Genomic DNA, 25,916 nt, shown 5'->3' with positions numbered 1-25,916 from the left:
TAATATTTAAAATTTTTTAAGAATGAAGTTTTTTTACCTAACAAAAAACGGCAACACTTCATCTTGAAAATGTTACCGCTTTTCTCTATAAAACTAATATTTTTTGTTAAATCTTATTCATATTGCTTTAAATAAGTTGTAAGAAGTTCAGTGTAATAGTCAATAAATTTAAGGTATTTCTCTTTATCGACATGCTCATTCACTTGGTGCGGTACAGTGCCTGGGCCAAACATTAAGAATGAGAAGTCTTCATCTTTATCACGTAACAAATTAGAAGCATCAGTAACACCAACTGTCGGTGCTGCCACAATGTCTTCATCAAAGATGTTTTTAGCTACTTGTTGTCCAACTTTAATCAAGTCATTATCTCCTGTTGTTAGCACTGGATCTAAATCTAAATACATATCTTCTTCAAGTTGTCCACCTTGTTTATTCACTTCTTCAATATATTTTTTAAATAGCTCTTTTACTTTATTATTATCATATTCTGGCACAGTTCTAATATTAAAATCTGCCGTAGCAATGTCTGGCACTGAATTGACCTGATTACCACCATGAAGAATTGTATTACTAATCACTAAACCTGAAATCACACGTTTTACTTCTTCTTCATCAAGTTGATCGTTATTTTGAAGTTGTGTTTGGATGCGATTAATTAAATGAGAGAAATCCAATCTTTCATATTTTAATTCTTTTGAAAGACGTTCATACTCTTCATCTATATTTTGAATAAATTGGATTAACGGCTTAATCGCATTTTGTCCAATCACTGGCACTGAACTATGTGCGGCTCTACCTTTAGACGTAATTTTGAAATCCATTGAACCTTTATGCGCATAAACGATATTTTGTTCAGAGGGCTCGGCAATAATTAAAGCATCCACATCATTCATGTAGCCTTTTTCATATAATTGAGCTGAACCTAATTGTTCCATTTCTTCGCCAGCAGTTGCCATAAACTTAATTGTACCTTTAGGTAAAGTCCCACTTTCTTTAATTTCTATCATCGCAATCGCTAAGCCAATTAAACCTGCTTTCATATCTGATGTACCACGTCCATATAATAAGCCCTCTTTTTCTGTAAGCTCGAAAGGAGGGTAATTCCAATCATTATGGTCACCTTCAGACACAACATCCATATGACCTGAAACGCCTACTACCGGACTACCTTCTCCAATAGATGCAATTAAGTTGACGCGTTTATCTTTTATTTCATCAATTTCTGCTTTAATGCCATGATCTTCGAATAATTGTTTCAAGTAACGTGCAACTTCAATTTCATTGTCATTTACTGTATTTATTTCGACGATATCGGCTAACATTTGAATTTTTTCTTCTTCTGAAAATATACTCATGAATTCATTACTCCTTTTAAAATAAATACAATTTTTATTATAAACAAACTGTATCATGTTAAATTAACGAAAGAAAAGCATCAGATTTAAAAGAGAATTAATGTTATATATAAACCTAATAAAGTCATAAACAAGACAGGAATAGTAATAACGATGCCAGTTTTAAAGTATATTCCCCAGGAAATTTTAACATCTTTTTGAGCTAAGACATGGAGCCATAATAATGTTGCTAAAGACCCAATTGGCGTGATTTTAGGACCTAAATCTGAACCAATTACATTCGCATACACCATACCTTCTTTAAGTACTCCTGTAACTTGAGATTGATGAATTGCAATCGCATCTATTAAAACAGTTGGTAGGTTATTCATGATTGATGACAAGATTGCAGAAATAAAACCTACGCCCATAATACTTGGGAATAAACCATGTTCTGAGATGCTTGAAAAAATTTGTCCTAATACCGTGGTAATGCCCACATTTTTTAAACCAAAAACGACCAAATACATACCTAATGAGAAAATCACGATATTCCATGGCGCGCCTTTGACTACTTTTCCAATAGAAACAGCATGAGACTTACGTGCCAAGATTAAGAAAATAATTGCGATACCTCCGGCAATGAATGACACAGGAATGCGTAGAAATTCGCTACTTAAATAACCTACAAGTAATATTGCTAAAACGACCCATGAAACTTTAAAAAGCTTCTGATCTTTAATTGCCGTATGGGGACTTTGAATAGCCTGAGTATCCACCCGCTTCGGAATAGATGTTCTAAAATAAACCCACAACACACCAATACTGGCAACTAAAGAAAATAAATTTGGAATAATCATTCGACTGAAATATTTAATAAATCCAATATTGAAATAATCTGCAGATACAATGTTCACTAAATTACTTACCGTAAAAGGTAAAGACGTCGTATCAGCGATAAATCCACTAGCGATAATAAATGGAAAAATGACCCTCCTATTAAAGCCAAGATGACGCACCATTGCGAGCACAATTGGCGTTAAAATTAATGCCGCACCATCATTTGCAAAGAACGCCGCAACCACAGCACCAAGTAGCATAATGTAGACAAACATCCTAAAGCCGTGACCTTTAGATGCTCGCACCATATGTAAAGCAGCCCATTCAAAAAAGCCGACTTCATCGAGTATAAGCGAAATCAGAATGACTGCAACAAATGTTAACGTTGCATTCCAAACGATACCCGTCACTTCTACAATATCCGACCAACCAACTACGCCAGTAATCAGTGCCAATAGTGCACCTATAACAGCAGTAACAGCAATATCTAAACCCTTCGGCTGCCAAATCACAAAAATTAACGTTATGACAAAAATCGCAATAGCTAGAAATGTCATCATAGCTGTTCACCTAGTAACATGGCATTTTTATAATTAATCAAATTAGATGTTGATGATAATTGTTTATCTGTCATATCCATCAAGTCCTCCTATATCACACCTAAGCATATCACGTGCAACAGTTTAAAATCTATCAGGCTTAGCGATTGAAAAATTCGGTAAGTAAAAAAATAGGACCTCTAACATTTAAAACGTTCGAAGTCCTATTGTCGAAACTTATACAAATTACTAACCGAATGACTTAATGACCTTTTTTCTTTTGCTTTGTTTTTTGTACTTTAAGCTGTCGTTTGTATGCTTTCGTCTTTTCTTTCAGTAATTTGTTTTTCTTTTTGCTTTGTAATTTTTTAATTTCTTGCTCTTTTTTAATTGCTTGTTGAGCATAAGTTGAAGATTTAGGTCGCTTTTGTTCCTTAGCAACTTGTCTTTGTAACCGTTTAGGATTAACTTTCTTCGGTTTCTTCTTTATAACCGATACTTTAGTTTGATTCATCAGTTCATCTAAGTAATTATGAATAAAGTTGAAAATATCTCTACTATTCGGTTCAGTTCCAAAGGTAAATTTTACAAATTTAACTTTATCTTCATCCCTATATTCAACCAAGCCTATAAAAAATTGACCATCATGAAATACTGATAATTCCAATGAGTGCCCCTCCTCTTAATGTATAACTTGAAATGAGGGACGACCTGAGGAGGAAAGTTACTGACAAATTTTTACATTTGCATTGGGACTACCAACCCAATTGTGTTTTTACATTTCTCTTTAAGCATAACTGATTCATTCAATGAAACCAATATCTCATTTTAATTTATATATTTTTGTTAAATACATCTTATTATGAAATAATTATATAAATGAATTAAATAATCAAGGAGTTAATTATGAATATTTATCAGACTTACGCGCTTTTAGTATTAGGGATCATCATTTTAGGAATAATTGGTAACATCGTGATTTCAATTTCTGAGAAAAGAAAGTTAATCACTAAAATTAAATATCTGTGGCAGAATAAACGTTCTTTAGAAACATTTGTGCGTCCAAATTCTCGCTTTGATTATCAATTTAAACTCAGACGCGATAAATATCCTGACCGCACTTTCATTGACGATAAAACGTGGTCAGACTTAAATCTTGAAGAAATATTTCATCGTAGCAACTTTAACTTCACCGCAATTGGTGAAATGAAGTGGTACGCTACCTTACGACATATGTTCCAAACAAATAATAAACAACTATTAGAACAGTTTAATAATAATGAGCAGTTTCGTAATAGCGTTTCATATCGTTTAGCCTTAATTGGCAAAGTGGTCTATCCTATCTTCCCAGATCAACTTAAGCCAATTAAACGCAATAATTTATTTATGATATGTCCTTTCCTACCAATTTTAGGATTATTTATAATGTTATTTTCTCCATCAACTGGCGTTCTAATAACAATATTTACAGTTTTACTTAATATCGTTCTATCAGGTCTGTTAAAACGAACTTATGACCAAGACTTAAAGTCATTATTCTATACAGCTAACGTGCTTAGACAAGGATATCATCTTGATCAAATTGAAGGCACACCTGAAGTTAAAACGAACTTCAATCACTTTAAGGGTGCTCGTTTATTTAGTGGCATACTCGGCAAAGTTGGCGACCAAGATATCGGTGGCGCTTTCGTCATGATGCTGAAGATGGCATTCATGGTAGATTACTTCCTCTTCCATACCATCCAACACACTTATTTTAGATATCAAGACGAAGTGTTAGCCTGCTACGACTACGTTAGCACCCTAGACAACCATTATTCGCTAGCCATGTACCGACGCACCCTAGACACCTACTGTGAGCCGACTGCCTTTTCAGAAAAAAAGAAGATAGAATTTACTAATTTAGTTCATCCTTTATTGGAAAATGCAGTCCCAAACGATCTCAACATCGACCACAATATTCTATTAACTGGTTCAAACGCCTCAGGGAAATCAACATTTATGAAATCTGTAGCAATTAACCTTATACTTGCCCAATCTATCGATACTGTGACAGCCGACAAGTTTAGCTATCAACCCGGCTTAATCTATACTTCCATGGCAAATGCCGATGATGTGCTATCAGGCGACAGCTACTTCATGGCCGAACTCAAATCCATTCGACGCTTATTTGATATTGAAACGGATATACCGGTTTATTGCTTTATCGACGAGATCTTTAAAGGGACAAATACGACAGAACGTATAGCAGCATCAGAATCTGTACTTAGCTATTTAGATAAAGAACTTGATTACAGAGTCATTGCAGCGACGCATGACATTGAACTGTCAGAGTTATTACAACCTGATTATCACAATTATCACTTCAATGAATCTATTGAAGATAATGAAATTTACTTTGATTATAAGATTAAAGAAGGTAAAGCAAATACACGTAATGCGATTGAATTATTGCGCATTACGCATTTCCCAAATAAAATTTATAAACATGCGAAACAGCAAGTGAAAGAAAAATAAAGAATTGAAACTTTGGAATAACTTAAATATTTTTGTCCGGACCTCTTCGAAATGTTTCATGTAAAACATTTTCTACGGAGTAGTTAGATAAATCGTAAAAACTCACAAAATTAACTTTAAAAATGCCCCTTTAAGCTAATGTTTGACTTAAAGGGGCTTGCTTTATAAAAAATTTTAAATTTCTTCATTGTGACGTTTTAAATTTTTAAATTTAGGACTTTCACCATATTTATTTTTCTCAACTTTACTATCGAAGCAAGCAATCACAATTTGATAAATACCTATCACAAATGAGATAAAAGCATATACTAATACAAAAGATGTGCTCCATCCACTATTAAGGTCAGAATCATAAAGACCAATAACAATATAACCAATAAATCCTATAATATTTACAACTACGTAAAGTATTGGCACGAACATTGTGCGATTCGTATCATGGAAGCGTCTTGCCGTTAAAGCCAGTTGTGGAATTAGAATAACTAAAGCGTAAATAGTCGCATAAAGACCCACACAGATTAGCATAATAAGTGAGGTAGCCATAAACATATTTTCGCGTGAAACATAGGCCAACACAAAGAAAACGATACTTGTAGAGTAAATAATTACAGCAGGGATATGAAAAATTAAGTGCCATAATTGTACAAACCAATACTCACTACGTCTTGAACGCCCTTTAAAATTAAAATAATTCTTCCAAAATAGTATAAAGGCTCGACCAAACGTCACTTTAGGATCCATAGTCTCTCTCTCCTTCAATCCTTTTACTACATCATATCATATGAAAAAGTTATTAAAAGCAATAGAAAAAAATAAAAATTTCTTCCTCTATTACTCCTTTAACGTTCCTATAATCTAGTGAAAATATTATAATTTCTTTATATATTATTTTTTACATCATTTATTTGTAGAACTCTATTATTTTTATGAATATTTAGAAAGGGATGTTAAAGTGAAGAAGTTATTCACAGTATTAGTATTTAGCACTTTATTACTAGCCGCTTGTTCCAATCACTCAAATAGCACAGATGTTTCAGAAAATGATACTCAACAACAAAGCGATAAGTCTAGGAAAGATCAAAATGTACAGAAAAAACATGAAAAAGTAATAAAAAACGGATGTACATACATAGATAATATCTTAATTGTTAACAAGGAAGTCAGTCTTCCTTCTAATTTTAATCCAGGAGAAAACCCAGAATCTCAACAAGCACTTCAGAAAATGTTTAACCAAGCGCATAAGGAAAATCTCAATTTATATAAAATTAGTGGCTTTAGAAATTATCAAACCCAAGTGCAACTTTATAATCAATATGCCACACGAGATGGTAAAAAAGCAGCTGACAAGTACAGTGCACGCCCTGGCAACTCGGAACATCAAACTGGCTTAACATACGATGTTGGCGCTGTTGGTTCAGATAAGAATTTATATAAAAGTTTCGGAGATACTAAAGAAGGAAAATGGATAGCTAAAAATGCTCATAAATTTGGCTTTATTGTAAGATATCCTAAAGGAAAAGAAAAAATAACTGGATACCAGTACGAACCATGGCATCTTCGTTACTTAGGTAAACAGACTGCCACTAAAGTGTATGACTCAGACCAAGCCTTAGAAGAATATGTAGGATTAAAATAGAAATTTTATTTTGGCTCTATAATATGCCCTGAGGATATAAAAAATCATCAGGGCAATTTTAAATATTAAAATAGCACAAATACTTTCAAAATTATTCGTAATTAAATATATTATTACAAAAAGTAATGCGCTTCTACATAATGATGCTTTATTTACGTTAAATTCTCACAATATAGTTTATACATCAATCATATTAAGGAGTATTTTTTTCAATATAGCGCCAAACTATCTTGCTTAATTTACTATATTGTTCTGTTGAAACAGGTTGATTACTATACTCATAAACAGTGTCTCCTTGACGATAAACATAATTATTATAGTATTTAACCAATACATTATATGTTTCGTTATCGATTTGTCCATTTTCAGGTCGTAAGGGCCCATCTGGTGCTGGAGGCCCACCATCTTGTTCTATGACTTCGCCAGTATATCTATTAAGCACAACGTGACTTTTTGCAGAACCATTAATACCATGTAATGGACTTTCTATAAATATTTGATTAACATCACTTTTATCTTCTCTATATTTAAGATCGCTCTTCTTAAACATTGGACTACTGCTTTCATTTAAAGTTTGATAAGCGATATTTTTGGCTCTTTCAATTGATAGTGTATCAGACGATTGATTATTATTTTGACTCTGTCCATTTTGAATATTCTCAGTTTGATTATTATTGGTATGTTGTTGAGTATTTTCGTTCTCATTGCCATTACTCTTTTTCTTATCTAAATTAATATTAATATCACATGCTCCTAAAAATAATGACAATAATAACAGTACGACTAGAAACTTTTTAAAATGCAAAATAACCATCCTTAAAACATAAAATTCAAAATACAAATAGTTGTCTAAAACCTTTATGTTTATTATTTCACTTTTTATATTAAGAATAAAGGGGTTTTAAAACATTAAAAAATTAGAGGCGAAGATATTAACTCTTCCCTCTAATTTCAATTACTTATTTTTAAGACTGCCGTCACACTTATTTACTTAATAATTGTGCTTTCTTTTTCATGAATCATTTGAATAATTTCATTCTTTTCATTCATGACCGCCACTTTTGGTGCGTGATCAATTAATTCATGTTCATCTAATTGAACATATGTCATAATAATGACTACATCGTCTACTTCAACTAATCGAGAAGCCGCACCATTTAAACAAATCTTTCCACTACCTCGTTCGCCTGCAATTACATACGTTTCAAAACGAGCACCATTGTTATTGTTAACGATGGCTACCTTTTCATTAGGTAAAATATCTACCGCCTCTAAGATATCTGCATCAATCGTAATACTTCCTACATAATTTAAATTAGATTCTGTGACGCGTGCTCTGTGTATTTTGCCATTCATCATTGTTCTAATCATAACTTACTTTCCACTTCCTAAAATAATATTATCTATTAAACGTGCCTTCGAAAATTTAACGGCTAAAGAAATAAATATTTGTCCTTCAATGTCAGTGACAACTTCTAATTCTGGGTAGCTATAAATCGCAACTTCATCAATATGGCCACTTGTATGTTCAGTTAAATATGTTTTAATCGCACCAACAATTTTGTTACTACGGCGTTCGCCTTCTTCATATAAAGACTGAGCTAATTTTAAACTTTTACTTAAATGAACAGCTTCTTGACGTTCACTTTTTGTTAAATACACATTACGTGAACTTCGCGCTAAACCATCATCTTCACGTACAATGTCGATTCCAATAATTTCAATTGGATGATTAAAATCTTCCATCATTTTTTCAATAATTGCGAGTTGTTGCGCATCCTTTTTTCCAAAATAAGCTTTATCAGGCCGTACAATATTAAATAATTTGTTTACAACCGTCACTACACCATCGAAATGTCCCGGACGTTGTGCGCCTTCTAAGACTTCCGCTAGACGTCCTACCTTCAGCGTCACACTTAATTCGTTAGGATACATTTCTTCAACTTCTGGATGAAAAACGTAATCAACATTTATTTCTTTAACCAATGCTACATCTCGATCAATTTGACGTGGATACGCATCAAAATCTTCATTAGGGCTAAACTGTAACGGATTCACAAATACGCTAATAATCGTCACATCGTTTTCTTCTACAGAACGACGCATCATGCTTAAATGTCCTTCATGCAAGGCACCCATCGTTGGTATAAATCCAATTGATTTACTAGAACGTTTCAAGTCTTGCGTAATTTGTTGCATCTCTTTCACAGTTTTAATTACTTGTGTCATCACTATTTACCTCATCCAATATTTTCTTCTTATACGTATGTTCTTCTGCTGGGAAAAGGCCAGCTTTTACTTCTTCGTCATATTGCTTAATACCTTCAACACCTACTGAAAAATCAGCAAACTGTTTCACAAATTTAGCATAACGATCAACGCCATAATTTAACATATCGTGATATACCAATACTTGGCCATCTGTATCTTTACCCGCACCAATACCAATAACTGGAATATCTAACTGTTGACTAATAAGACCAGCTAAATCACTAGGAATCGCTTCAAGTACTAATGCTACAGCGCCAGCTTCTTGTACCGCATGTGCTTCTTGAATCAATTGTTCCGCAGCATCCTTAGTACTACCTTGTAATCGATATCCCATAACCCCAACGCTTTGAGGCATTAAACCTAAATGTGCCACAATCGGAATGCCAATTTGAGTGGCTTTTTTAATGAAACTTACTAAATGCGCACCTTCTGCTTTTAACGCATTAGCGTTCGTTGCTTGATATAGAGTAATCGCATTTTTCAAATCATGCTCATCACTTACACCAACCGCTCCAATAGGTAAATCCACAACTACAAAGGTAGCATCTGCTCCACGTCGTACTGCTTTACCGTGATGAATCATATCGTTTAATGTAACTTGTGTTGTTGTTTCATAACCTAACACCGTCATGCCAAGCGAGTCTCCAACTAATATCATATCCACACATGCTTCTTGTGCTTGTTTCGCACTAGGGTAGTCATATGCAGTAATCATCGAAATTTTCGTTTTATTTTGCTTCATTTCTACTAATTTCGCTAAATTTTTCATTTATTTAAAATCTCCTATAGTTTGAGTTCAATTTATATTAAAAATCATTATATAGCCATATGCACAATAATACTTTGAATTACTCGCACATTTTAAAATTTTGCCATAAATCAGTTTATTCAAAATAGCTAATACACTATTTCAAATAACTATTAAATAACATAGTGTTTATTATTTCAACACAAAAATTAATTTTCAACAAAAGTGTAAATTCAAAATTTGCATAAATACAATACTTAATTTATTAAAATAACCACATTTTTCTATAATAAAAATTGTATAATGATAAATATCATTTTTAGGAAAGGAATGTCATCCATGAATATTGCGATTATCGGTGCTGGCGCAATAGGTACAATCATTGCACACGAACTCAAACAAACCTTGCCAAACGTTACACTAATTGGACGCACCTCAAAACAAATGACAATCTATCCGGCTAACCAAACCATCCAAGTACAAAACATCAAAGAGATTAAATCAACGTTCGACACTATTATTATTGCCGTGAAGACCCATCAACTTGACGCCTTGTTCCCACAACTTCACCATCTTGCGCATAACGAAACCGTTTTTATTTTGGCTCAAAATGGCTACGGTCTACTGTCACAGCTTCCTTTCAAACACACTTATCAAGCCGTGGTCTATATCAGTGGACAAAAGACAGGAGACGAAGTCACACATTTTCGCGACTATCGTCTACATCTACAACAAGATGCATACACTACAGAACTAAAGAAAGTCCTTGATAAGACAAAAATCGAAATAGTTTTAGAAGATAATATTGAAGAAAAAATATGGTATAAACTACTCGTCAATTTAGGCATTAATTCAATAACTGCACTCGGTAGAAATACCGCCCAAATTTTAAAAATTGACGAAGTAAATACTCTATGTAGAAAGTTATTAACAGAAGGAACTCAAGTGGCAAAAGCAGAGGGTATTCATATCTCAGATACCATCGTCGAAGATATCATGAACATTTACGCAGGCTACCCTGATCACATGGGAACAAGTATGTATTATGACGTTATCGACCACGAACCTCTTGAAGTTGAAGCGATTCAAGGGTTCATCTATCGCCAAGCAAGAAAACATCAACTGAACACGCCACATCTTGATACAGTTTATGCACTTTTACTTTCACATCATTCCCTCGCTCAACAATAATTAAAAACAGTGGATAATTCATGCACAAGCATTCATTATCCACTATTTTTATTTTCTAATAAAATTCCAATTAACTGCTACAATTTTTTAATTTTAGAATTATACACATTACAAAAATAATGTGATACGATATAAATAATTTTTAAAGTAAGTTTAGTTTCGATAAAAAGGGGACAACATTCTTGGATAAATCAAGTCGTATACTTAACCTACTCACATTACTTCTTAATGGTCGTGTCGTTACACAAGAAGATATCCATACTTTCACAGATGTAAGTAAAAAATCTATTCAACGAGATATTAATACAATTAATACTTTTTTCTATGAAAATTCATATTGGAATCATACGAATACACGCGTAGTCTATAACCATAAACGAAATGGCTATGAACTTAAACAAGACACTAATTCTAAAAATAGTTTAGGTATCTTAAGTTTATTAATTAAACTACAAAGTTTAACGCCAGTCTTACACTATGATATTTATAAATTTCTTTCAAGCTCCATTGCGTCGCTCAAACTTGCCGATAAACATATATTGATGACAATGTTAAATCAATTTAAAGTTCGCCAAGAGCTATTACCGGGGAAATTATTAATGGCCCTTCAAAAAGCCATTGTTAATAAAAATTTAATACGCATTGAAGTAAAAAATCGAAAATTTGTGATCAAACCATTATCTATTTTATATATGCATTTCGATTATTGGTTTACTTATGAAGAAAAACACACGATCCATACTGTATCTGTACGAGATATCCAATCGATTAAAGTACTCGAATCAAAGTTCATTAAAGATTGTGCATCTAACCCAGTTTTATTTGAAATAGATACTCAAATTTGGAACCAATTTAAGCAACAATTTTCAATCAAAGAAGTAGTTGAGCACGTCGATACAAACGTACGCGTCTGGGTTAATTGTACACGGTACGATGCCTATTACATCGCATATCAACTTGCACCCTTGGCTAAAATACTAGAACCACAATCTTATATCGACAGTTTTATCCAACGCTTAGACGAAATCAAACAAACCTATGAAAACAAAGAGTCTGGGATATAATTTCCAGAGAAAAAGCCAGTAAATGAATTTATAAAAATTCATTTACTGGCTTTTTTATTTACAATACTTCGTATTGTTGGCTCGCTTGCCCAACTTGCTTTGCTTGTAGACTTTCTATGCGAAAGTCTTTGTGCTGGAGCCCCGCGCGCAACGTTATTCGTAATTCATCCTTAGAATTTCTTACATAAGTGTAGAGCAATTATGTTAAGTAATAATGAAGATAAAAGTCTCGCCAAAATACTCCGTATTTATATGTAATTTTATATTAAAATGTTTAAAAATAAGACTCCTTCATATAGTTTAATAAACATCACTAAACTAAATTAACGAGGTCTCTTATTTATAAAATTACAACACGAATCAACTTGATTTACCAATCTATACTTCAGTTCTCATCTCTACAAATGATATTTTACGACAATAGAAATTGTCTTTTTCAATTATCCAGAAACTTTATGTCCCGTTCTCTCCAACTATAAAAAATAGCTGTGAAGAAATCTATCGTCATAAATTTCTTCACAGCTAATCTTAGTATGTTTTCTTACTATTATTATTCTGGGTCACCATTTTCATCGTATTTCGTTACTTCTCCGTCAGAAGTCACAATATATGAACCTGCTAAATCCCCGTTTTTATCAACAAACGAGAATCCCCAATCCCCATCAGAACTTTGTTCAGGCTCTTTGTACGTGTAGGTAGACGTATCTAACTTATGCCCCTCATAATCTTCCACCTTATCAATCACATTCGCACGCGTTACCTTTTCATCACTAGACTCACTACCAGACTCATCAGTATCCTCATCTTCAGTATCATTAGTTTGAGGAGCCTGGCTAAATGAAATTTGATTTGCTACCGTTTTATAATCAGAACTATTACCATATTTCTCATACAAATCATGAATATCTAATTCATTACCAGCTTGAGAATTTACAAATGATTGATAATTACCAGGACTTTGAGTAGCTGCAATTAAAATCTTATCATTCCCAATTCCCACAAGCGTCGAAAAATTACCCTTAGCTGGACGACCACTATAAAACTTCATATCACTAGGCGCACCTTCAATACCAGCACCCAAATGTTCCATATAATAAGTATCAATATGGTGTTGACGATTACCATCAAAACTTTTTGTCGTATATGAATGATTTCTCAATTCATCCGCCGTAATCGCATAATCTGAAATTGCTCCATCCTCTAACGCCAAAGCCAATTTCTCCGCTTGAGATAAATTTTGCACCTCATTATCAGTATTATTATTCTTTGATTCTTTATTAGAATCCTCATTCGATTTTGAATTATTGTCCGGCTTTGTAGATTCCTCAGATTTCGAATTATTGCTACCCTTACTATCCGACTGCGACGTCTTATTACTATCCTCCGTCGACTTACCATGCCCATTAATCGTCAAACTACATCCCGCCAACAATAGCGTCCCCGTTAATGCACCAATCATTAAATAATTCTTTTTCATCATCCCATACCTCTCTCTTTTTGAAAATGCAGAACCAAATATCCCTAATCACATATACTTCCATTATAACTGTCACCACCGACACAATCCGTCGCTGCGCAAAATTTTCACATAAAAAGACACACCCACCAGAGCACTCACCATGTCGTGAGTACTCCAGCAAGCGCACCCTATCAGTCTATAAAATCATATTATTTAATGTGCTGACGTACAAATCTACCAGCATAACCTCTAAATGACTCCCCGCCAGCCATTTCTTGTTTCGCATAAGCGTCTGTTGCTTTACCGTCTAAGTTATGACCATAAGTTCTTAAACCATACATTGTATTAAAACTACTATTCAACATTGGTGAACCTGAATCACCTGATCTAAAAATATCTTTCGTCTGAATTTCAGTACCATTAGATGAAAACTGTGTCACACGTAATTTATTGAAATATGGCTTCGTATTATTACCATTTAGCACAGGATAACCTAAAGAATAAAGTGGCGTATTAAATTTCAATTGATTAATTTCTGCGTCTGTCGCAATACGAACCGGTTTAACATATTTCGCCATGTTTTCTTTTGTATGTACAATAGCAATATCATATTGTGGTACTCTAATAACTTCACTCGCATGGAAAATATATGGCAAACTTTGTCCGTTACGATTCATTTGAAACGTTATGTACTTAGGCGCTGCAGCTCTGTTATATCGATCATTAATGACATGTGCATTTGTTATAAATGTATGTGCACCAATAACTGTCCCAGTTCCCATTGAGTCTTGTCCTTTATACTTATCAATACCAACTTTCCAACCATTCCAGTTAGATACACGCCCAATCGCTTTTAAATTATTTTGTGCAGCATTTGGATAATATTGAATAGAAACATTATTATTACTAATTTTCTTTGCTTTCAAATAAGCTGAATAACTACTTGAGTTTATCCCATCATAATAATAAGGTGTAACAAGTGCCTTAGCTTCATGGTGATGTCCAGTGTAGCCTAGCACTGTCGCTCCAATAATAGCGCTTGCAATTAATGATTTACCAAATTTAGATTTCCACATAATCTGTCCCCTAATCTCTTTCTTTTTTAAATGAACATTTCAACTCTACTTTATAGTAATAATTTAAAATTCCACTAAGATTATATAATATAACTAGGACACAATACGTCCTTTCTTTCAAAACAATCAAATATTTTGAATTTACTTAAAATTTACACATATCTCAAAGTTATTTACAAAATTGAAATATTATAGTAATATAAAAAAGTAATGTCATGGAGGGATACTCAAGCCTGGCTTAAGAGGCCAACCATTTATGGTTGGTAGGAGCTTTTTGCTCGCGTTGGTTCAAATCCTTCTCCCTCCGCTAATACAGTCATGAAAGAACCCGTTCTTTCATGACTTTTTTATTATGTATAAAAATAAAAATCACCTCCTATTGAGAAGATCTTAAATCTTGTCATAGGAGGTGATGCAATTATATTTACCTATTGCGCTAGAATCAAAATGTTTACGTATCGTAATCATTAATTGTTGCTCGCATCTTGTGCTACGTCTTCTTCCTTACCGGAGTCTTCTGTTGCAGTTAAGGTGACCTTTTTAGCATGATTAGACTGGCAAACTTCATGACGTAATTCACTGTTTAATCCTAACAAATTGTTAGCTTGCGTTTCATCACTGTTATAATCCTCTAAACTGTTTACAATTTCAGTTGCTAAATACTCACATGCATCTTGATTTTTAACATTTACTTTTTCATTAATAATGTTTTCCATTACTTCAATTAATTCCGATTTTTCAATTTGAATATCAATCATTATTTAAAACTCCCCTAATTTTCTATTGACATAGCAAAAATTCTATGTCTCTAAATTATTTACCCCATATCACTAACGATATTCCAATAAATAATATGAGCCTATTGCTATACCATATCCAATTGACATATAAGACTTAATTTTTTAAAAATCTTAATGTAGAAAGTATACCTTAAATTAATAAAATAAAATATTAAAAATCTTAATCTAACGATATTGTAATAACTAAAAAAATTAGTGAATTATTAAATTAATCATTGAAACTAGTAGGAATAAATACACTTGCTTCACTATCATTCGGATAATAATACCCATGTGGTATCGTTTGGAGCTCAATTAAACTGCCCCACGGACTCTTAACATAAACTGTTTTATTGCCCTCTGTATCCTCATATTTTGTATTAGAATGTGGTTCAGAAATAGGCTCTCCACCCGCTTCTTTCACTTGTTCTAACACGCGTTCGAACGCTTCTGCCTCCACATAAAACGAAATATGTGTATAACCAATATCTTGTAATGCTTGAGATTGACCTTGATGCGCATCTTTAAACTCGAACATTTCTATATTAGGACCGTTGCCAAAGACCATCATACGTTTGTGAATAATACTAGCCCCTTTTTCTAAACCAAGAATATGTTCTACATAGTCACCCCCACGAGGTTCATCCGTCTTCTTTTGACTGTCGTAAGCAATCTTGCCATTTAAACCTTTTTTGAAAAAGTCTGTAGCGACTTCCATGTCCGGTACTGTTAAACCTATGTGATTAATTCCACGATTAACATTCATCGACTATCATCTCCAATTATTAAAAATAGGTTTATGTAGTGTCTAATTTGTCATCTTTTAAAAATCTTTGCAATCAATCAAGTATTTCCACCAATTCCCTCTTATTTATAAATATACCCGGTTACTTTGAAATAAAAATTTTAAGGCCATACTTAAAGAAGAAAGTGCGCTTTAAGTATGACCCAAGCAAAAATATTATTTATAATCTACAACTTTATCTACTGGCATTCTAAATGACGTATGGGCTTCTTTTGCCTTTTTACCAATAGCGATAATCATCACAGGTACATAACGTTCTATGTCATACCCAAACGCTTTACCTATTTCTTCATGATCAAAACCACCGATTGGATTTGTATCATAACCATGTTGTTTCGCTACTAACATTAATTGCATCGCTGCAAGACTACTATCTACTTTGACAATGTCACTCATTGATTGACGCGTACGACTCTTATAATTGTCGAGCACTAATGGAAGCATTTGTTCTTTCACTTCTTGTGGCATGTGTCCATTTTTTACAGCTTGTTCGTAAATATACTCGCCTTCTTCATAACATTGTAAGTCACCAAAGATAACTATCATTGCAGAAGACGTATCATTTTGATTGGTATTAAATTGAATTAACGGACGTAATTTTGCTTTTGCTTCATCACTTTCTACTACAACAAAACGCCAAGGTTGCATATTCACTGAAGATGGTGCTTTTGTCGCTTTCGCAATCATTTCATTCATTTCTTCATGTGGAATTTTATATTCTGAATCAAATCCTTTAACAGATTTTCTACCTTCTAATATTTCATTAAAATCATTCATTTATTTACCTACTCTCGATTAATTTCTAAAATTTTTTCGTATCCTAGATTATTACTGAAATTGACAAAGATGAGAAGAAATATGCTTGAAAAAATACAATATCTGTTTTCATAAAGATGTTTTAAATTTTTATTAATAAATGTATAATAAAGTTACTATTTCTACTAATAATTGATTATTATTTATTAAATAGGGTATCATTAATTCTGGTAAAATAAATAATTTGAAATTCAGACAAATTATTTATGTTATAACAAAGGGTATACAACTTTCAGTCATTATATTCAGTCATATATGTACCCACGAAAGGGAAGAACATTATGGCAGATAAACTGCAAAGAGAATTAAGCAATAGGCACATACAACTTATTGCGATTGGTGGTGCAATAGGAACAGGGTTATTTTTAGGAGCCGGAGCTTCAATTCATTTAGCAGGCCCATCAATATTATTAACCTACGTCATCGTAGGATTTATTTTATTTATGTTTATGCGAGCAATGGGGGAAATCTTACTTTCTAACCTAGGATTCAAATCATTTGGTGATATTGCTCATCATCATATCAATCCAATGGCCGGATTTATGGTAGGGTGGACCTATTGGTTAACATGGATTATTTCAGGTATGGCTGAAGTTACAGCCGTAGCTAAATATGTAGAGTATTGGTATCCAGCCATGCCAAACTGGTTAACAGCTGCATTTACGATTTTAGTATTAATTTCTTTAAACTTATTTAGCGCTAAATTATTTGGCGAACTTGAGTTTTGGTTATCACTTATTAAAGTTATTACTATTTTTGCTTTAATCGGCGTGGGCATCGTCATGGTTATCTTCGCTATGAAGACACAATACGGTCCTGCAAGAGTTTCGAACATTTGGGAGTTTGGAGGCTTTTTCCCTAACGGCGCATCAGGTTTCCTTATGTCATTCCAAATGGCTATTTTCTCATTTATTGGTATAGAATTAATAGGTATTACAGCGGGGGAATCAAAAGATCCACATAAAACAATTCCTCAAGCGATTAATAATGTGCCTTTCCGAATTTTAATATTCTATATTGGTTCATTAGCTGTGATTATGGCAGTAGTACCTTGGCATAAATTAGATCCTGCTGATAGTCCTTACGTTAAATTATTCGGTTTAATAGGAATCCCATTTGCCGCTGGTATTATCAACTTCGTAGTATTAACTGCCGCTGCATCATCATGTAATAGTGGTATTTTTGCCAATAGCCGTACTTTATTTGGTCTAGCTGGCAGAAAACAAGGTCCTGCATTTTTACATAAAACAAATAAAAATGGTGTACCTTTTTACGCTATCCTACTTACATGTGGATTATTAAGTATTGCAGTTATTCTAAATGCTATCTTTAAAGATGCGACGAAAGTATTCGTACAAATTACTACATTCTCAACTGTATTAAATATTATGATATGGACATGTATCATGGTTGCTTATTTAAGATTTGTTAAAAGAAATCCTGAATTGCATGAAGAAAGTAAATTTAAAATGCCAGGTGGTAAATACACAGCTTATGGTATTTTAGTATTCTTCGCATTTATATTTGTCGTTTTATTAATTAATAGCAGTACACGTTACGCTGTATTATTCGCACCAGTTTGGGCGATTATCCTAGTCATTATGTATCAAAAATATAAAAAAGAATCTGAAAAAGCAACAATTGAAATGGATGAAGAAGATCGAGAACTTGAAGAAAATTCAGAAGCTTAATAAATTATCAATTTATTATTAAACATAGATAAATATATAGCCTGTCTCTATAATTAAACTGGATTAATTATAGAGACAGGCTTTTTTGTGTTTCAATTTTTCTTATTTATTTTTTTCTGTTAAACGTCCATCTTCCATATGAAAGACTTTATCGCAGAATTGAGTTAAACGTTCGTCATGTGTAACTATAATACACGTTTTATCACGTTGTTTAGATTGTTCTTTCAAAATTTTCATTACTGCCATAGCATTCTCTGTATCAAGCGATGCTGTTGGTTCATCGGCTAAAATGATTGAAGGTTGTGTGTAAATTGCCTTTGCAATAGCTACACGTTGTTTTTGTCCTCCAGATACTTCAGAAGGTAATTTATTTTCTAGTTCTTTTAAACCTAGATCTGATAACAATTTATTATATTCTTCAGTATCTAATACATCTTTTTTATAGTTTTTCAGTAAGTGAAACTGTTGTTTAATCGTTAAAAACGGTACTAAGTTTGTCGATTGTAAGATAAAACCAATTTCCTGCATTCTTAATTTAGCTAACTGTTTCTGGCTTAATGTAGAAATTTTATTATCATTAATATAAATGTCGCCAGATGTAGGTGTTTGTAATGCACCAGCCATTGTTAAAAATGTACTTTTCCCAGAACCAGAAGGCCCAACAATCGCTATTAATTCACCCTTATCAAAAGATAATGTAGTAGATTTAACCGCTTCAATAATTTGATTTCCATCTTTGAATTCTTTCGTAACATGATCAAATTTTAACATTGTGGCACCTCCTTAACCGATTGCCTTGAGTGGATCGATTTTACGAATAGATAATACTGAGAACAAACTACCAATAAGTGATGTTACGATTAGCACAATACCAAAGATAATGAGCGTTCCAATATTAAACTGTACAGGCACTGCTTCAGGTAAGATGAGACTAGTAAGCAGTGTGAGAATCAGTCCTATCAATGTTCCAATAAGCGCTAAGATAAATGTCTGTGCTAAGACCATTTTCATTAAGAAACCGTTAGTAAATCCTTGTGCTTTCAACACACCGAATAAATTCTTCTTCTGTAATGTGATGACATATAAAAAGACACCAATGACGGTTGCTGAAATAACAAATAAGAACGTTATCATAAAGTTCATAGTTAGATTTTGTGGTTTATATCCCGGTAAATTTTCTACAAATTTATCTATTCCTACCACTTCCAGATTTTTATCCACCTTTTTATCTTTCCAATTACTATCTTTTACGACTACCGCATTGGTTTTATCAGTTGATAATGCTGGGTTTATCTTTTCAATCGTCTTATTATTTGCGAAAATGACGGGCGAAGCATTGTATTTAGCGCTTTCTGAGATACCTACAATATGTAACTTTTCGTCAGACTGCGATAATTTTAACGTATCTCCAACTTTAAAACCTTTATCTTTTAATGTTTGATCAATGACTACATCATTATCTTTATTGAATTTTTTACCTTCAATCATTTTAGGCATTAAAAATGAATCAGCTGTAACCCCAAAAAGTAAGGCATTCTCTTTACTATCTCCGTTCGATGCAATAACACCTATTTGCTTCAAAGGCGCTTCTTCTTTAAAGTCATCTTTCACTTTAGATGTATTAAACACAGACTGTTGAACCGTTTGGTTAGCATCTTTGTTTAAGACGATGGCATCCGCTTTCCACTTCTTTATGCCTTCAGTATTCATATTAATTAAGCCATTCGCTAAGCCAGACAATAAAAAGAGTAAGTAACTAATTAAAACAAGAATACCGATAATTAATCCAAACTTGAGCTTGTTACGTTTAATTTCATTCCATGCTAGAAACATTTAAACCCTCCTTTTTAACTATTAGTAAATAGTATAGCAATAATATGTGCTTCGTAACTTACTTTATCGATAATTTATCATATAATCGAGTTCTACAAACTGATTATATTGTGTTACGTTCCGTAATTTTAAATCTACCTTTTCATTAATATCATTAAACAAAGAGACGCCTTGGCCTAAAATAGTTGGAGCGACTGTAAGTTGAAGTGACGTTAATATGTTTAAATTCATCAGTTTTGAAATTAGATTCCCACCACCTACAATCCACACTTTCTCTTCATTATGAAATTGTTCAAATAATTGCTTTAAATCTCCATTATAAAATTCGATATCCCAATCAATAGGTATTTCTTGTGAACTTATGACGATGACTCTTTTATCTTTATAAGGATTCTCTTTTACTTCATTATCTAGAATCCATCTAAATGTTTTACCGCCCATGATGACGACATCTACACTATCATAAAATTGAGCATAGCCATTATCTCCGAAGCCTTCAGTTTCTTCTAAAAATTGCACGCTTTCCCATTGGTCAGCAATATATCCATCAACCGAGGCTCCTAAATAAGCACAAATATCAGCAGTCATATTGATTCCCTCTCTTCTTTTTATTTCTGAACTTTAACTTAACTATACTGAGTAATGCAAATTATACAAAGAAAATGGACGGAACCGAATTCATTTTGAATTCACGTTCCGCCCTGATAAGTATAACGATAAGTGAGATAACACTAATTTATATAATTAATGTGCTGTTTGACCACCATCCACAAGATAAACCTGTGCAGTCATAAATTTTGCAGAATCTGATGATAAGAATAATACAATATCTGCAATATCATCAGGTTGAGCTGCTTTAGCCATTGGTACGCCTGAAATCATTTGTTGCCATTTTTCATCATCATCTTTCCAAGCTTTTGTCATATCAGTTTCAGTTAAACCAGGCGCTACTGCATTAATTCTTACGCCATCTGTAGCATGGTCGAAACCTGCTGATTTCGTCATACCGATAACTGCGTGTTTCGCAGCGATATATGGCCCCATTTGTGGATCAGCGATAATACCAGCTACTGAGGCTGTATTTACGATTGTTCCACCACCACTTTGAAGCATGCTTTCTAATTCATATTTCATTGACAGAAAGACACCTTTAACATCGACATTAATTACTTTATCAAATGTTTCAGGATCAATATCTGCAAATTTGCTTGGTTGATTTAAAATACCGGCATTGTTAAATGCGTGATCGAGACTACCAAATTCTTCAAGTGTTTTTTGCATCAATGCTTGCACTTGTTCTGGGTTAGAAACGTCAGTTTTAACGAATAATGCATGGCCACCGTTGTCGTTGATTTCTTGTGCTGTTTGTTGCGCACGTTCATCAACATCTCCGATAACGACATTTGCTTTCTCTTGTGCGAATTTTAATGCTGTAGCTTTCCCAATTCCTGATGCTGCGCCTGTGATAACAACTGTTTTTCCTTCAAATTCATTGTATCTCATTATAAACATCTCCCTTGTTTTCCTTCGTGTGCTATGTGCAAATCATCCCAATAAAAAGCCTTTCACAACATTCATTCGTTAATATAGCTTTCATAACGCTCTACCTCTAAAGTGAAATTTTTAATCATTTTGTGGAAAATTATTTTATTTAACACGTTGCCAAACTAATTTCTGGTTAGGCACATTACCGTTTACGATGCTAAGTGTATCGCCGTCTAATTCAAATAAGCGAGGTTGTGTATCTCCTAACCAAGTCGGATTCATACTTACTTCCATTGTGTGATATACAGTTGAATTCTCTTCATCTAATTCGAAACGACCTGAGTAAGCAACATAGCCGTGGGCTGCTTCAGCCATTTCATCTTTTGTACCTGTGTGTAAGTCTCCTGATTCATATGCTTGGCGACCTTGTTGCATTAATTGTGCTGACATATAACCATCTGGATTATACATAATAAATCCTGTTGCATCTTTGCCTAGTGGAAAGAAGATGTTCCCATCTTTATCTTCATCTTGATATCTTACTAATTTCCAAGTTCCAATTAATTGATCTTTAAGTTCTGCCATTCTGAATACATCCTTTCTTAGTTTTTATATTGATTAATAATTATGCGTTTGAACCACCAGAGACACTGATTGTTTCACCAGTAATTGCTGTTGCACCTTCTGATGCTAGAAAAACAACGGTTGCTGCAATTTCTGAAGGTTCTAACAAACGGTTCATTGGCATTTTACCTGTGATATATTTTTCCATTGCTTCTTGTTCAGTTGAACCATCTTGTTGTGCAAGATGTGCCAGTTGATTCTCAATTAATGATGTACGAACTGGTCCTGGTAATACTGCATTCGCTGTAATACCATCTTTAACTGTTTCAAGTGCGACTGTTTTAGTGAAACCAATTTGAGCGAATTTAGAAGCTACATAAGCAGATTTGAATGGGTCTGCCATTTCACCATGGGCAGAAGAAATGGTAATGATACGCCCACTTTGTTGTTCTTTCATTGATGGGAGGACATGTTTAGTCATTAAGAAAGTACCAGTTTGAATCACACCGATAACTTTGTTCCATTGTTCTAATGGGAAATCTTCTACTTTATCTATATGTTGAACGCCTGCATTATTAACTAACACATCCACTGCGCCATATTTATCATTTATATCTTTGATAGCTTGTGAAACTTCATCTTCATCCGTAATATCTACTTTGTAAGCCACACCGTTATTTAATGTGCGTGCTGCTTTGTCCGCGGCTTCTTGATTCATATCAAAGATGAAGACGCGATCTTGTTCTTTATCAAATGCTTGCGCGATTGCATATCCTATACCTTGTGCTGAGCCTGTTACGATTACATTTCTTGTCATAAGCCATTACCCCTCTATCTTTTTATAAAATTTTCCTAAAAATGAATAATGATTTAAAGTATTATAATAAATACAAATTTTATTATTATGTCCACTTCTATTGTCTAACCAATCGCGAAGAATGTAAAAGACGTTTTCAACTATTAAAGCTATAACTAAAAAGTTATAGTTCCAAATATAAAATGCAGAAAGGAATGGAAAGCAATGTCCTACAAGCACGCCATCAGTTATTTAGAAGCTGTGCAACGGTATGGCAATATCTCACATGCAGCGAAACATTTATACATTTCTCAACCCTATTTAAGTCGCTATATTAAAGAAATGGAGAATGACCTAGGTGTCACTTTAATTAATCGTGACAGCAATCCATTAGAACTGACATATTCGGCCGAACGTTTTCTTGAGTATTTACATGAAATGGAAGAGATTGATACTCGAATGCGTGAAGAATTGCAGACGATTTCTAATTTGAAAAAGGGGCGTATCCGTATAGGCGTTAATCCAATTTTAGCGACCCATACGTTATATAATATTCTGCCGAAATTCATTCAGAATTATCCTGGTGTAGAAATTGAACTAGTAGAAGAGGTTGCCCACAGAATTGAACAGATTGTATCTGATCAACAAGTGGATATTGGCGTAACGATTTTGCCATTATATAACGAAGATTTATCTTATGAAATTTTATATACCGAGAATATTTATTTAGCATTGCCTCCGGGCCATTCTTTACTTGAGGAAGCCAGAACACATGCTAACGATGGCGCATTTCCTTTTCACTTATTAAATAATGAAAAATTCATTCTACTTAAACCTGAGATGACACTACGTCGATTATCCAACCAAATCTTAAAAGATTATGACGTCTCACCTGAGGTCATGATGGAGACGATAAGTGTGGAAAATGCTTTACGCCTTGTCAATGAAGGTATCGCCATTACCTTTGTCCCTAAAAGTGTGAAAGATATGAATGCAGACCGTTTTAATGGCGCATTTGTCCAACTTAATCCTCATCAATATTTCAATCAAGTCGTCTTAGCTTATAACGAGAACCATAAGAAGCGGTTATCTAAAGCAGCAAAGACATTTGTTCAAATGGCAAAGTCAGAAAGAAATTAAAATTTAGGATTATATTTCAATAATGATATGAAAAATACCTAAGACAAGTCATAATTTGTCTTAAGCATTCCTCGCAATATTGATTATTCTTTTTCGCCAACTACTGTGAAGCGTTCGTTAACGTGGGCTGCATGTTCAGCTTCATCTACGATCGCAATCGCATAATCTGCGTAGCTAATGTAGCTGTCCCCTTGGCTATTTACTAATAATTGATCTTTACCTGATTGATAAGTGCCTGTACGTTGACCTTCAGGATCAAACTCAGCTGAAGGACTAACAAATGTCCAAGTGATGCCTTCTGCTTCTTTAAGATCTTCAAGGTTGCGACCTTGTCCTGTAGCAGTTGGTTTAAACACATCTGGGAATTCTGGAGTATCCAATACTCGTGTTGTGTGCGCATCATCTACGTATAAACTACCAGCACCACCGACGATAATTGCTCTAGTGTTTACGTCTTTTAATAACGCGATTAATGCACGACCCGCTTCAACATGCGCTTCTTCTTCACCTAGTGGCGCACCAAACGCATTAACAACGACATCAAGATCTTTAATATCTTCTGCTGTTAAATTGAAAATATCTTTTTCAATGACTTTTATGTCTGAATTGTTTAATTTTGAAGCATTTCTAACAATCGCAGTCACTTCATGACCACGTTGAGTTGCTTCTTGTAATACTTTATTTCCTACTTTACCAGTTGCTCCAATAATACCAATTTTCATATTTATTTCCTCCACTTATCTATTTTTCAAAGAGATTATTTGTGATTTATTTATATAGTCTATTCACATACATATATCATTTGATATATTCCGCCTAACATGTAATTATATCAGTTACATGTTGGACAAAACGGACTCAATTTTATCCGTTTTCTTGTAAGATTCCTGATACTATATCTTCCATCGTGACATTCTTCAACACTGTTTCCATAGCGTCTTGTGCACGCAATAAGACGATTTCTAGTACACTTTGGATATTCGCACCAACGACACAATTAATATTTGTATCTTCATGTATTTGGAAAAGTTCTCCCTCTTCCACAACTTCCACCGCTTTATAGACATCAAGTAACGTGATGTCACTTAATGGTTTTAATAATTGGATGCCGCCGCTACCTTGATGTGTTTCAATCAAATCTGCTTGTTTTAATTTACTTATTAATCTTCTAATAACGACTGAATTTGTATTTACACTGTTCGCGATATACGCCGATGTTAGTGTTTGATTATTTTCTATTTTAACTAGAGATAATATATGTACAGCCACAGTAAATCGACTACTAATTTTCAAACCACTCACCTCATGTAACTATTATAGTTACAAGTTGAT

At 33.6% G+C, this 25,916-nt stretch carries 27 protein-coding genes and 1 tRNA gene; 7 read left to right on the top strand and 21 right to left on the bottom strand.

The features are described from left to right. Positions 1 to 113: 113 nt before the first annotated feature. From MT340_RS00610 to MT340_RS00600, 3 genes are all read right to left on the bottom strand, one after another. Positions 114 to 1,355, bottom strand: a complete 1,242-nt coding sequence (locus MT340_RS00610; RefSeq protein ID WP_243588321.1) for an ArgE/DapE family deacylase — start codon at positions 1,353 to 1,355, stop codon at positions 114 to 116. Between the two features lie 86 nt (positions 1,356 to 1,441). After that, positions 1,442 to 2,731 (bottom strand): arsenite efflux transporter membrane subunit ArsB, encoded by a 1,290-nt coding sequence (gene arsB / locus MT340_RS00605; RefSeq protein ID WP_243603932.1) that lies wholly within the window; start codon positions 2,729 to 2,731, stop codon positions 1,442 to 1,444. A 244-nt stretch (positions 2,732 to 2,975) separates the two neighbouring features. Then, positions 2,976 to 3,380, bottom strand: a complete 405-nt coding sequence (locus MT340_RS00600) for a YjdF family protein (protein ID WP_243588320.1) — start codon at positions 3,378 to 3,380, stop codon at positions 2,976 to 2,978. A 239-nt stretch (positions 3,381 to 3,619) separates the two neighbouring features. Here MT340_RS00600 and MT340_RS00595 point away from each other — a divergent pair, with 239 nt between their 5' ends. After that, positions 3,620 to 5,230, top strand: a complete 1,611-nt coding sequence (locus tag MT340_RS00595; protein WP_243588319.1) for a MutS-related protein — start codon at positions 3,620 to 3,622, stop codon at positions 5,228 to 5,230. A gap of 174 nt (positions 5,231 to 5,404) precedes the next feature. On the opposite strand, the gene MT340_RS00590 is transcribed toward MT340_RS00595, so the two are convergent. Further along, entirely contained in the window at positions 5,405 to 5,971 is a 567-nt protein-coding gene (locus tag MT340_RS00590; protein ID WP_243588318.1) for a DUF805 domain-containing protein, read from the bottom strand. A gap of 211 nt (positions 5,972 to 6,182) precedes the next feature. On the opposite strand from MT340_RS00590, the gene MT340_RS00585 reads away from it, so the two are divergent. Further along, positions 6,183 to 6,866, top strand: coding sequence for a D-alanyl-D-alanine carboxypeptidase family protein (locus tag MT340_RS00585; RefSeq protein WP_243588317.1), 684 nt, complete (start codon positions 6,183 to 6,185; stop codon positions 6,864 to 6,866). 193 nt (positions 6,867 to 7,059) lie between these two features. On the opposite strand, the gene MT340_RS00580 is transcribed toward MT340_RS00585, so the two are convergent. The 4 genes from MT340_RS00580 to panB form a co-directional block, all read right to left on the bottom strand. Next, positions 7,060 to 7,635 carry a hypothetical protein gene (locus MT340_RS00580; protein ID WP_243616778.1) on the bottom strand — a complete coding sequence of 192 codons (576 nt, stop codon included), beginning with the start codon at positions 7,633 to 7,635 and terminating at the stop codon, positions 7,060 to 7,062. A 218-nt stretch (positions 7,636 to 7,853) separates the two neighbouring features. Beyond that, positions 7,854 to 8,237 carry an aspartate 1-decarboxylase gene (gene panD / locus MT340_RS00575; protein ID WP_243588315.1) on the bottom strand — a complete coding sequence of 128 codons (384 nt, stop codon included), beginning with the start codon at positions 8,235 to 8,237 and terminating at the stop codon, positions 7,854 to 7,856. A 3-nt stretch (positions 8,238 to 8,240) separates the two neighbouring features. After that, positions 8,241 to 9,095 carry a pantoate--beta-alanine ligase gene (panC, locus tag MT340_RS00570; protein ID WP_243603467.1) on the bottom strand — a complete coding sequence of 285 codons (855 nt, stop codon included), beginning with the start codon at positions 9,093 to 9,095 and terminating at the stop codon, positions 8,241 to 8,243. After that, positions 9,079 to 9,906, bottom strand: coding sequence for a 3-methyl-2-oxobutanoate hydroxymethyltransferase (gene panB, locus MT340_RS00565; RefSeq protein ID WP_243588314.1), 828 nt, complete (start codon positions 9,904 to 9,906; stop codon positions 9,079 to 9,081). The genes panC and panB overlap by 17 nt, the downstream gene beginning before the upstream one ends. Positions 9,907 to 10,224: 318 nt before the next feature. On the opposite strand from panB, the gene MT340_RS00560 reads away from it, so the two are divergent. Together MT340_RS00560 and MT340_RS00555 are read left to right on the top strand one after the other, a co-directional pair. Then, positions 10,225 to 11,076: an oxidoreductase gene (locus tag MT340_RS00560; RefSeq protein WP_243590206.1), complete on the top strand. Its 852-nt coding sequence runs from the start codon at positions 10,225 to 10,227 to the stop codon at positions 11,074 to 11,076. Positions 11,077 to 11,258: 182 nt separating this feature from the next. After that, positions 11,259 to 12,140, top strand: coding sequence for a hypothetical protein (locus MT340_RS00555; protein ID WP_243603466.1), 882 nt, complete (start codon positions 11,259 to 11,261; stop codon positions 12,138 to 12,140). A 550-nt stretch (positions 12,141 to 12,690) separates the two neighbouring features. Here the strand turns inward: MT340_RS00555 and MT340_RS00550 are convergent. Beyond that, on the bottom strand, positions 12,691 to 13,617 hold the full coding sequence (locus MT340_RS00550; protein WP_243590205.1) for a hypothetical protein: 927 nt from the start codon (positions 13,615 to 13,617) through the stop codon (positions 12,691 to 12,693). 191 nt (positions 13,618 to 13,808) lie between these two features. Then, complete coding sequence (locus MT340_RS00545; protein ID WP_243588312.1) at positions 13,809 to 14,675, bottom strand: trypsin-like serine peptidase; 867 nt, start codon at positions 14,673 to 14,675, stop codon at positions 13,809 to 13,811. A 217-nt stretch (positions 14,676 to 14,892) separates the two neighbouring features. Here MT340_RS00545 and MT340_RS00540 point away from each other — a divergent pair. After that, positions 14,893 to 14,982: transfer RNA gene (locus tag MT340_RS00540), tRNA-OTHER, on the top strand. A 160-nt stretch (positions 14,983 to 15,142) separates the two neighbouring features. On the opposite strand, the gene MT340_RS00535 is transcribed toward MT340_RS00540, so the two are convergent. From MT340_RS00535 to MT340_RS00525, 3 genes are all read right to left on the bottom strand, one after another. Then, a complete protein-coding gene (locus MT340_RS00535) occupies positions 15,143 to 15,433 on the bottom strand; it encodes a hypothetical protein (RefSeq protein ID WP_243588311.1) in 291 nt (96 codons plus the stop codon). Positions 15,434 to 15,683: 250 nt separating this feature from the next. Beyond that, complete coding sequence (locus MT340_RS00530) at positions 15,684 to 16,220, bottom strand: VOC family protein (protein ID WP_243588310.1); 537 nt, start codon at positions 16,218 to 16,220, stop codon at positions 15,684 to 15,686. Between the two features lie 195 nt (positions 16,221 to 16,415). Beyond that, positions 16,416 to 17,036, bottom strand: coding sequence for a nitroreductase family protein (locus MT340_RS00525; RefSeq protein ID WP_243588309.1), 621 nt, complete (start codon positions 17,034 to 17,036; stop codon positions 16,416 to 16,418). A gap of 320 nt (positions 17,037 to 17,356) precedes the next feature. On the opposite strand from MT340_RS00525, the gene MT340_RS00520 reads away from it, so the two are divergent. After that, positions 17,357 to 18,766 carry an amino acid permease gene (locus MT340_RS00520; RefSeq protein WP_243588308.1) on the top strand — a complete coding sequence of 470 codons (1,410 nt, stop codon included), beginning with the start codon at positions 17,357 to 17,359 and terminating at the stop codon, positions 18,764 to 18,766. Positions 18,767 to 18,868: 102 nt separating this feature from the next. Here the strand turns inward: MT340_RS00520 and MT340_RS00515 are convergent, their stop codons facing one another. From MT340_RS00515 to MT340_RS00490, 6 genes are all read right to left on the bottom strand, one after another. Then, positions 18,869 to 19,537, bottom strand: coding sequence for an ABC transporter ATP-binding protein (locus tag MT340_RS00515; protein ID WP_243588307.1), 669 nt, complete (start codon positions 19,535 to 19,537; stop codon positions 18,869 to 18,871). A 12-nt stretch (positions 19,538 to 19,549) separates the two neighbouring features. Then, entirely contained in the window at positions 19,550 to 20,599 is a 1,050-nt protein-coding gene (locus MT340_RS00510) for an ABC transporter permease (protein ID WP_243588306.1), read from the bottom strand. 63 nt (positions 20,600 to 20,662) lie between these two features. Continuing rightward, entirely contained in the window at positions 20,663 to 21,187 is a 525-nt protein-coding gene (locus MT340_RS00505) for a dihydrofolate reductase family protein (protein WP_243603465.1), read from the bottom strand. A gap of 156 nt (positions 21,188 to 21,343) precedes the next feature. Then, complete coding sequence (locus tag MT340_RS00500; protein WP_243588304.1) at positions 21,344 to 22,102, bottom strand: SDR family NAD(P)-dependent oxidoreductase; 759 nt, start codon at positions 22,100 to 22,102, stop codon at positions 21,344 to 21,346. 144 nt (positions 22,103 to 22,246) lie between these two features. After that, the gene (locus tag MT340_RS00495) at positions 22,247 to 22,669 is read right to left on the bottom strand and encodes a lipocalin-like domain-containing protein (RefSeq protein ID WP_243588303.1); all 423 of its coding nucleotides are present in this window, start codon (positions 22,667 to 22,669) and stop codon (positions 22,247 to 22,249) included. A gap of 40 nt (positions 22,670 to 22,709) precedes the next feature. Continuing rightward, the gene (locus MT340_RS00490; RefSeq protein ID WP_243588302.1) at positions 22,710 to 23,465 is read right to left on the bottom strand and encodes an SDR family NAD(P)-dependent oxidoreductase; all 756 of its coding nucleotides are present in this window, start codon (positions 23,463 to 23,465) and stop codon (positions 22,710 to 22,712) included. Between the two features lie 204 nt (positions 23,466 to 23,669). Here MT340_RS00490 and MT340_RS00485 point away from each other — a divergent pair, with 204 nt between their 5' ends. Then, a complete protein-coding gene (locus MT340_RS00485; RefSeq protein ID WP_243588301.1) occupies positions 23,670 to 24,584 on the top strand; it encodes a LysR family transcriptional regulator in 915 nt (304 codons plus the stop codon). A gap of 83 nt (positions 24,585 to 24,667) precedes the next feature. Here the strand turns inward: MT340_RS00485 and MT340_RS00480 are convergent, their stop codons facing one another. Next, positions 24,668 to 25,306, bottom strand: coding sequence for an NAD(P)-dependent oxidoreductase (locus tag MT340_RS00480; RefSeq protein WP_243588300.1), 639 nt, complete (start codon positions 25,304 to 25,306; stop codon positions 24,668 to 24,670). 142 nt (positions 25,307 to 25,448) lie between these two features. Then, positions 25,449 to 25,877 (bottom strand): Rrf2 family transcriptional regulator, encoded by a 429-nt coding sequence (locus tag MT340_RS00475; RefSeq protein WP_243588299.1) that lies wholly within the window; start codon positions 25,875 to 25,877, stop codon positions 25,449 to 25,451. Positions 25,878 to 25,916: the final 39 nt, after the last annotated feature.

The organism is Staphylococcus sp. NRL 16/872 (assembly GCF_022815905.2).
Lineage (GTDB): Bacteria > Bacillota > Bacilli > Staphylococcales > Staphylococcaceae > Staphylococcus.
The sequence above is the reverse complement of the archived record's forward strand: the minus strand, read 5'-3'. Positions and strand labels throughout refer to the sequence as shown.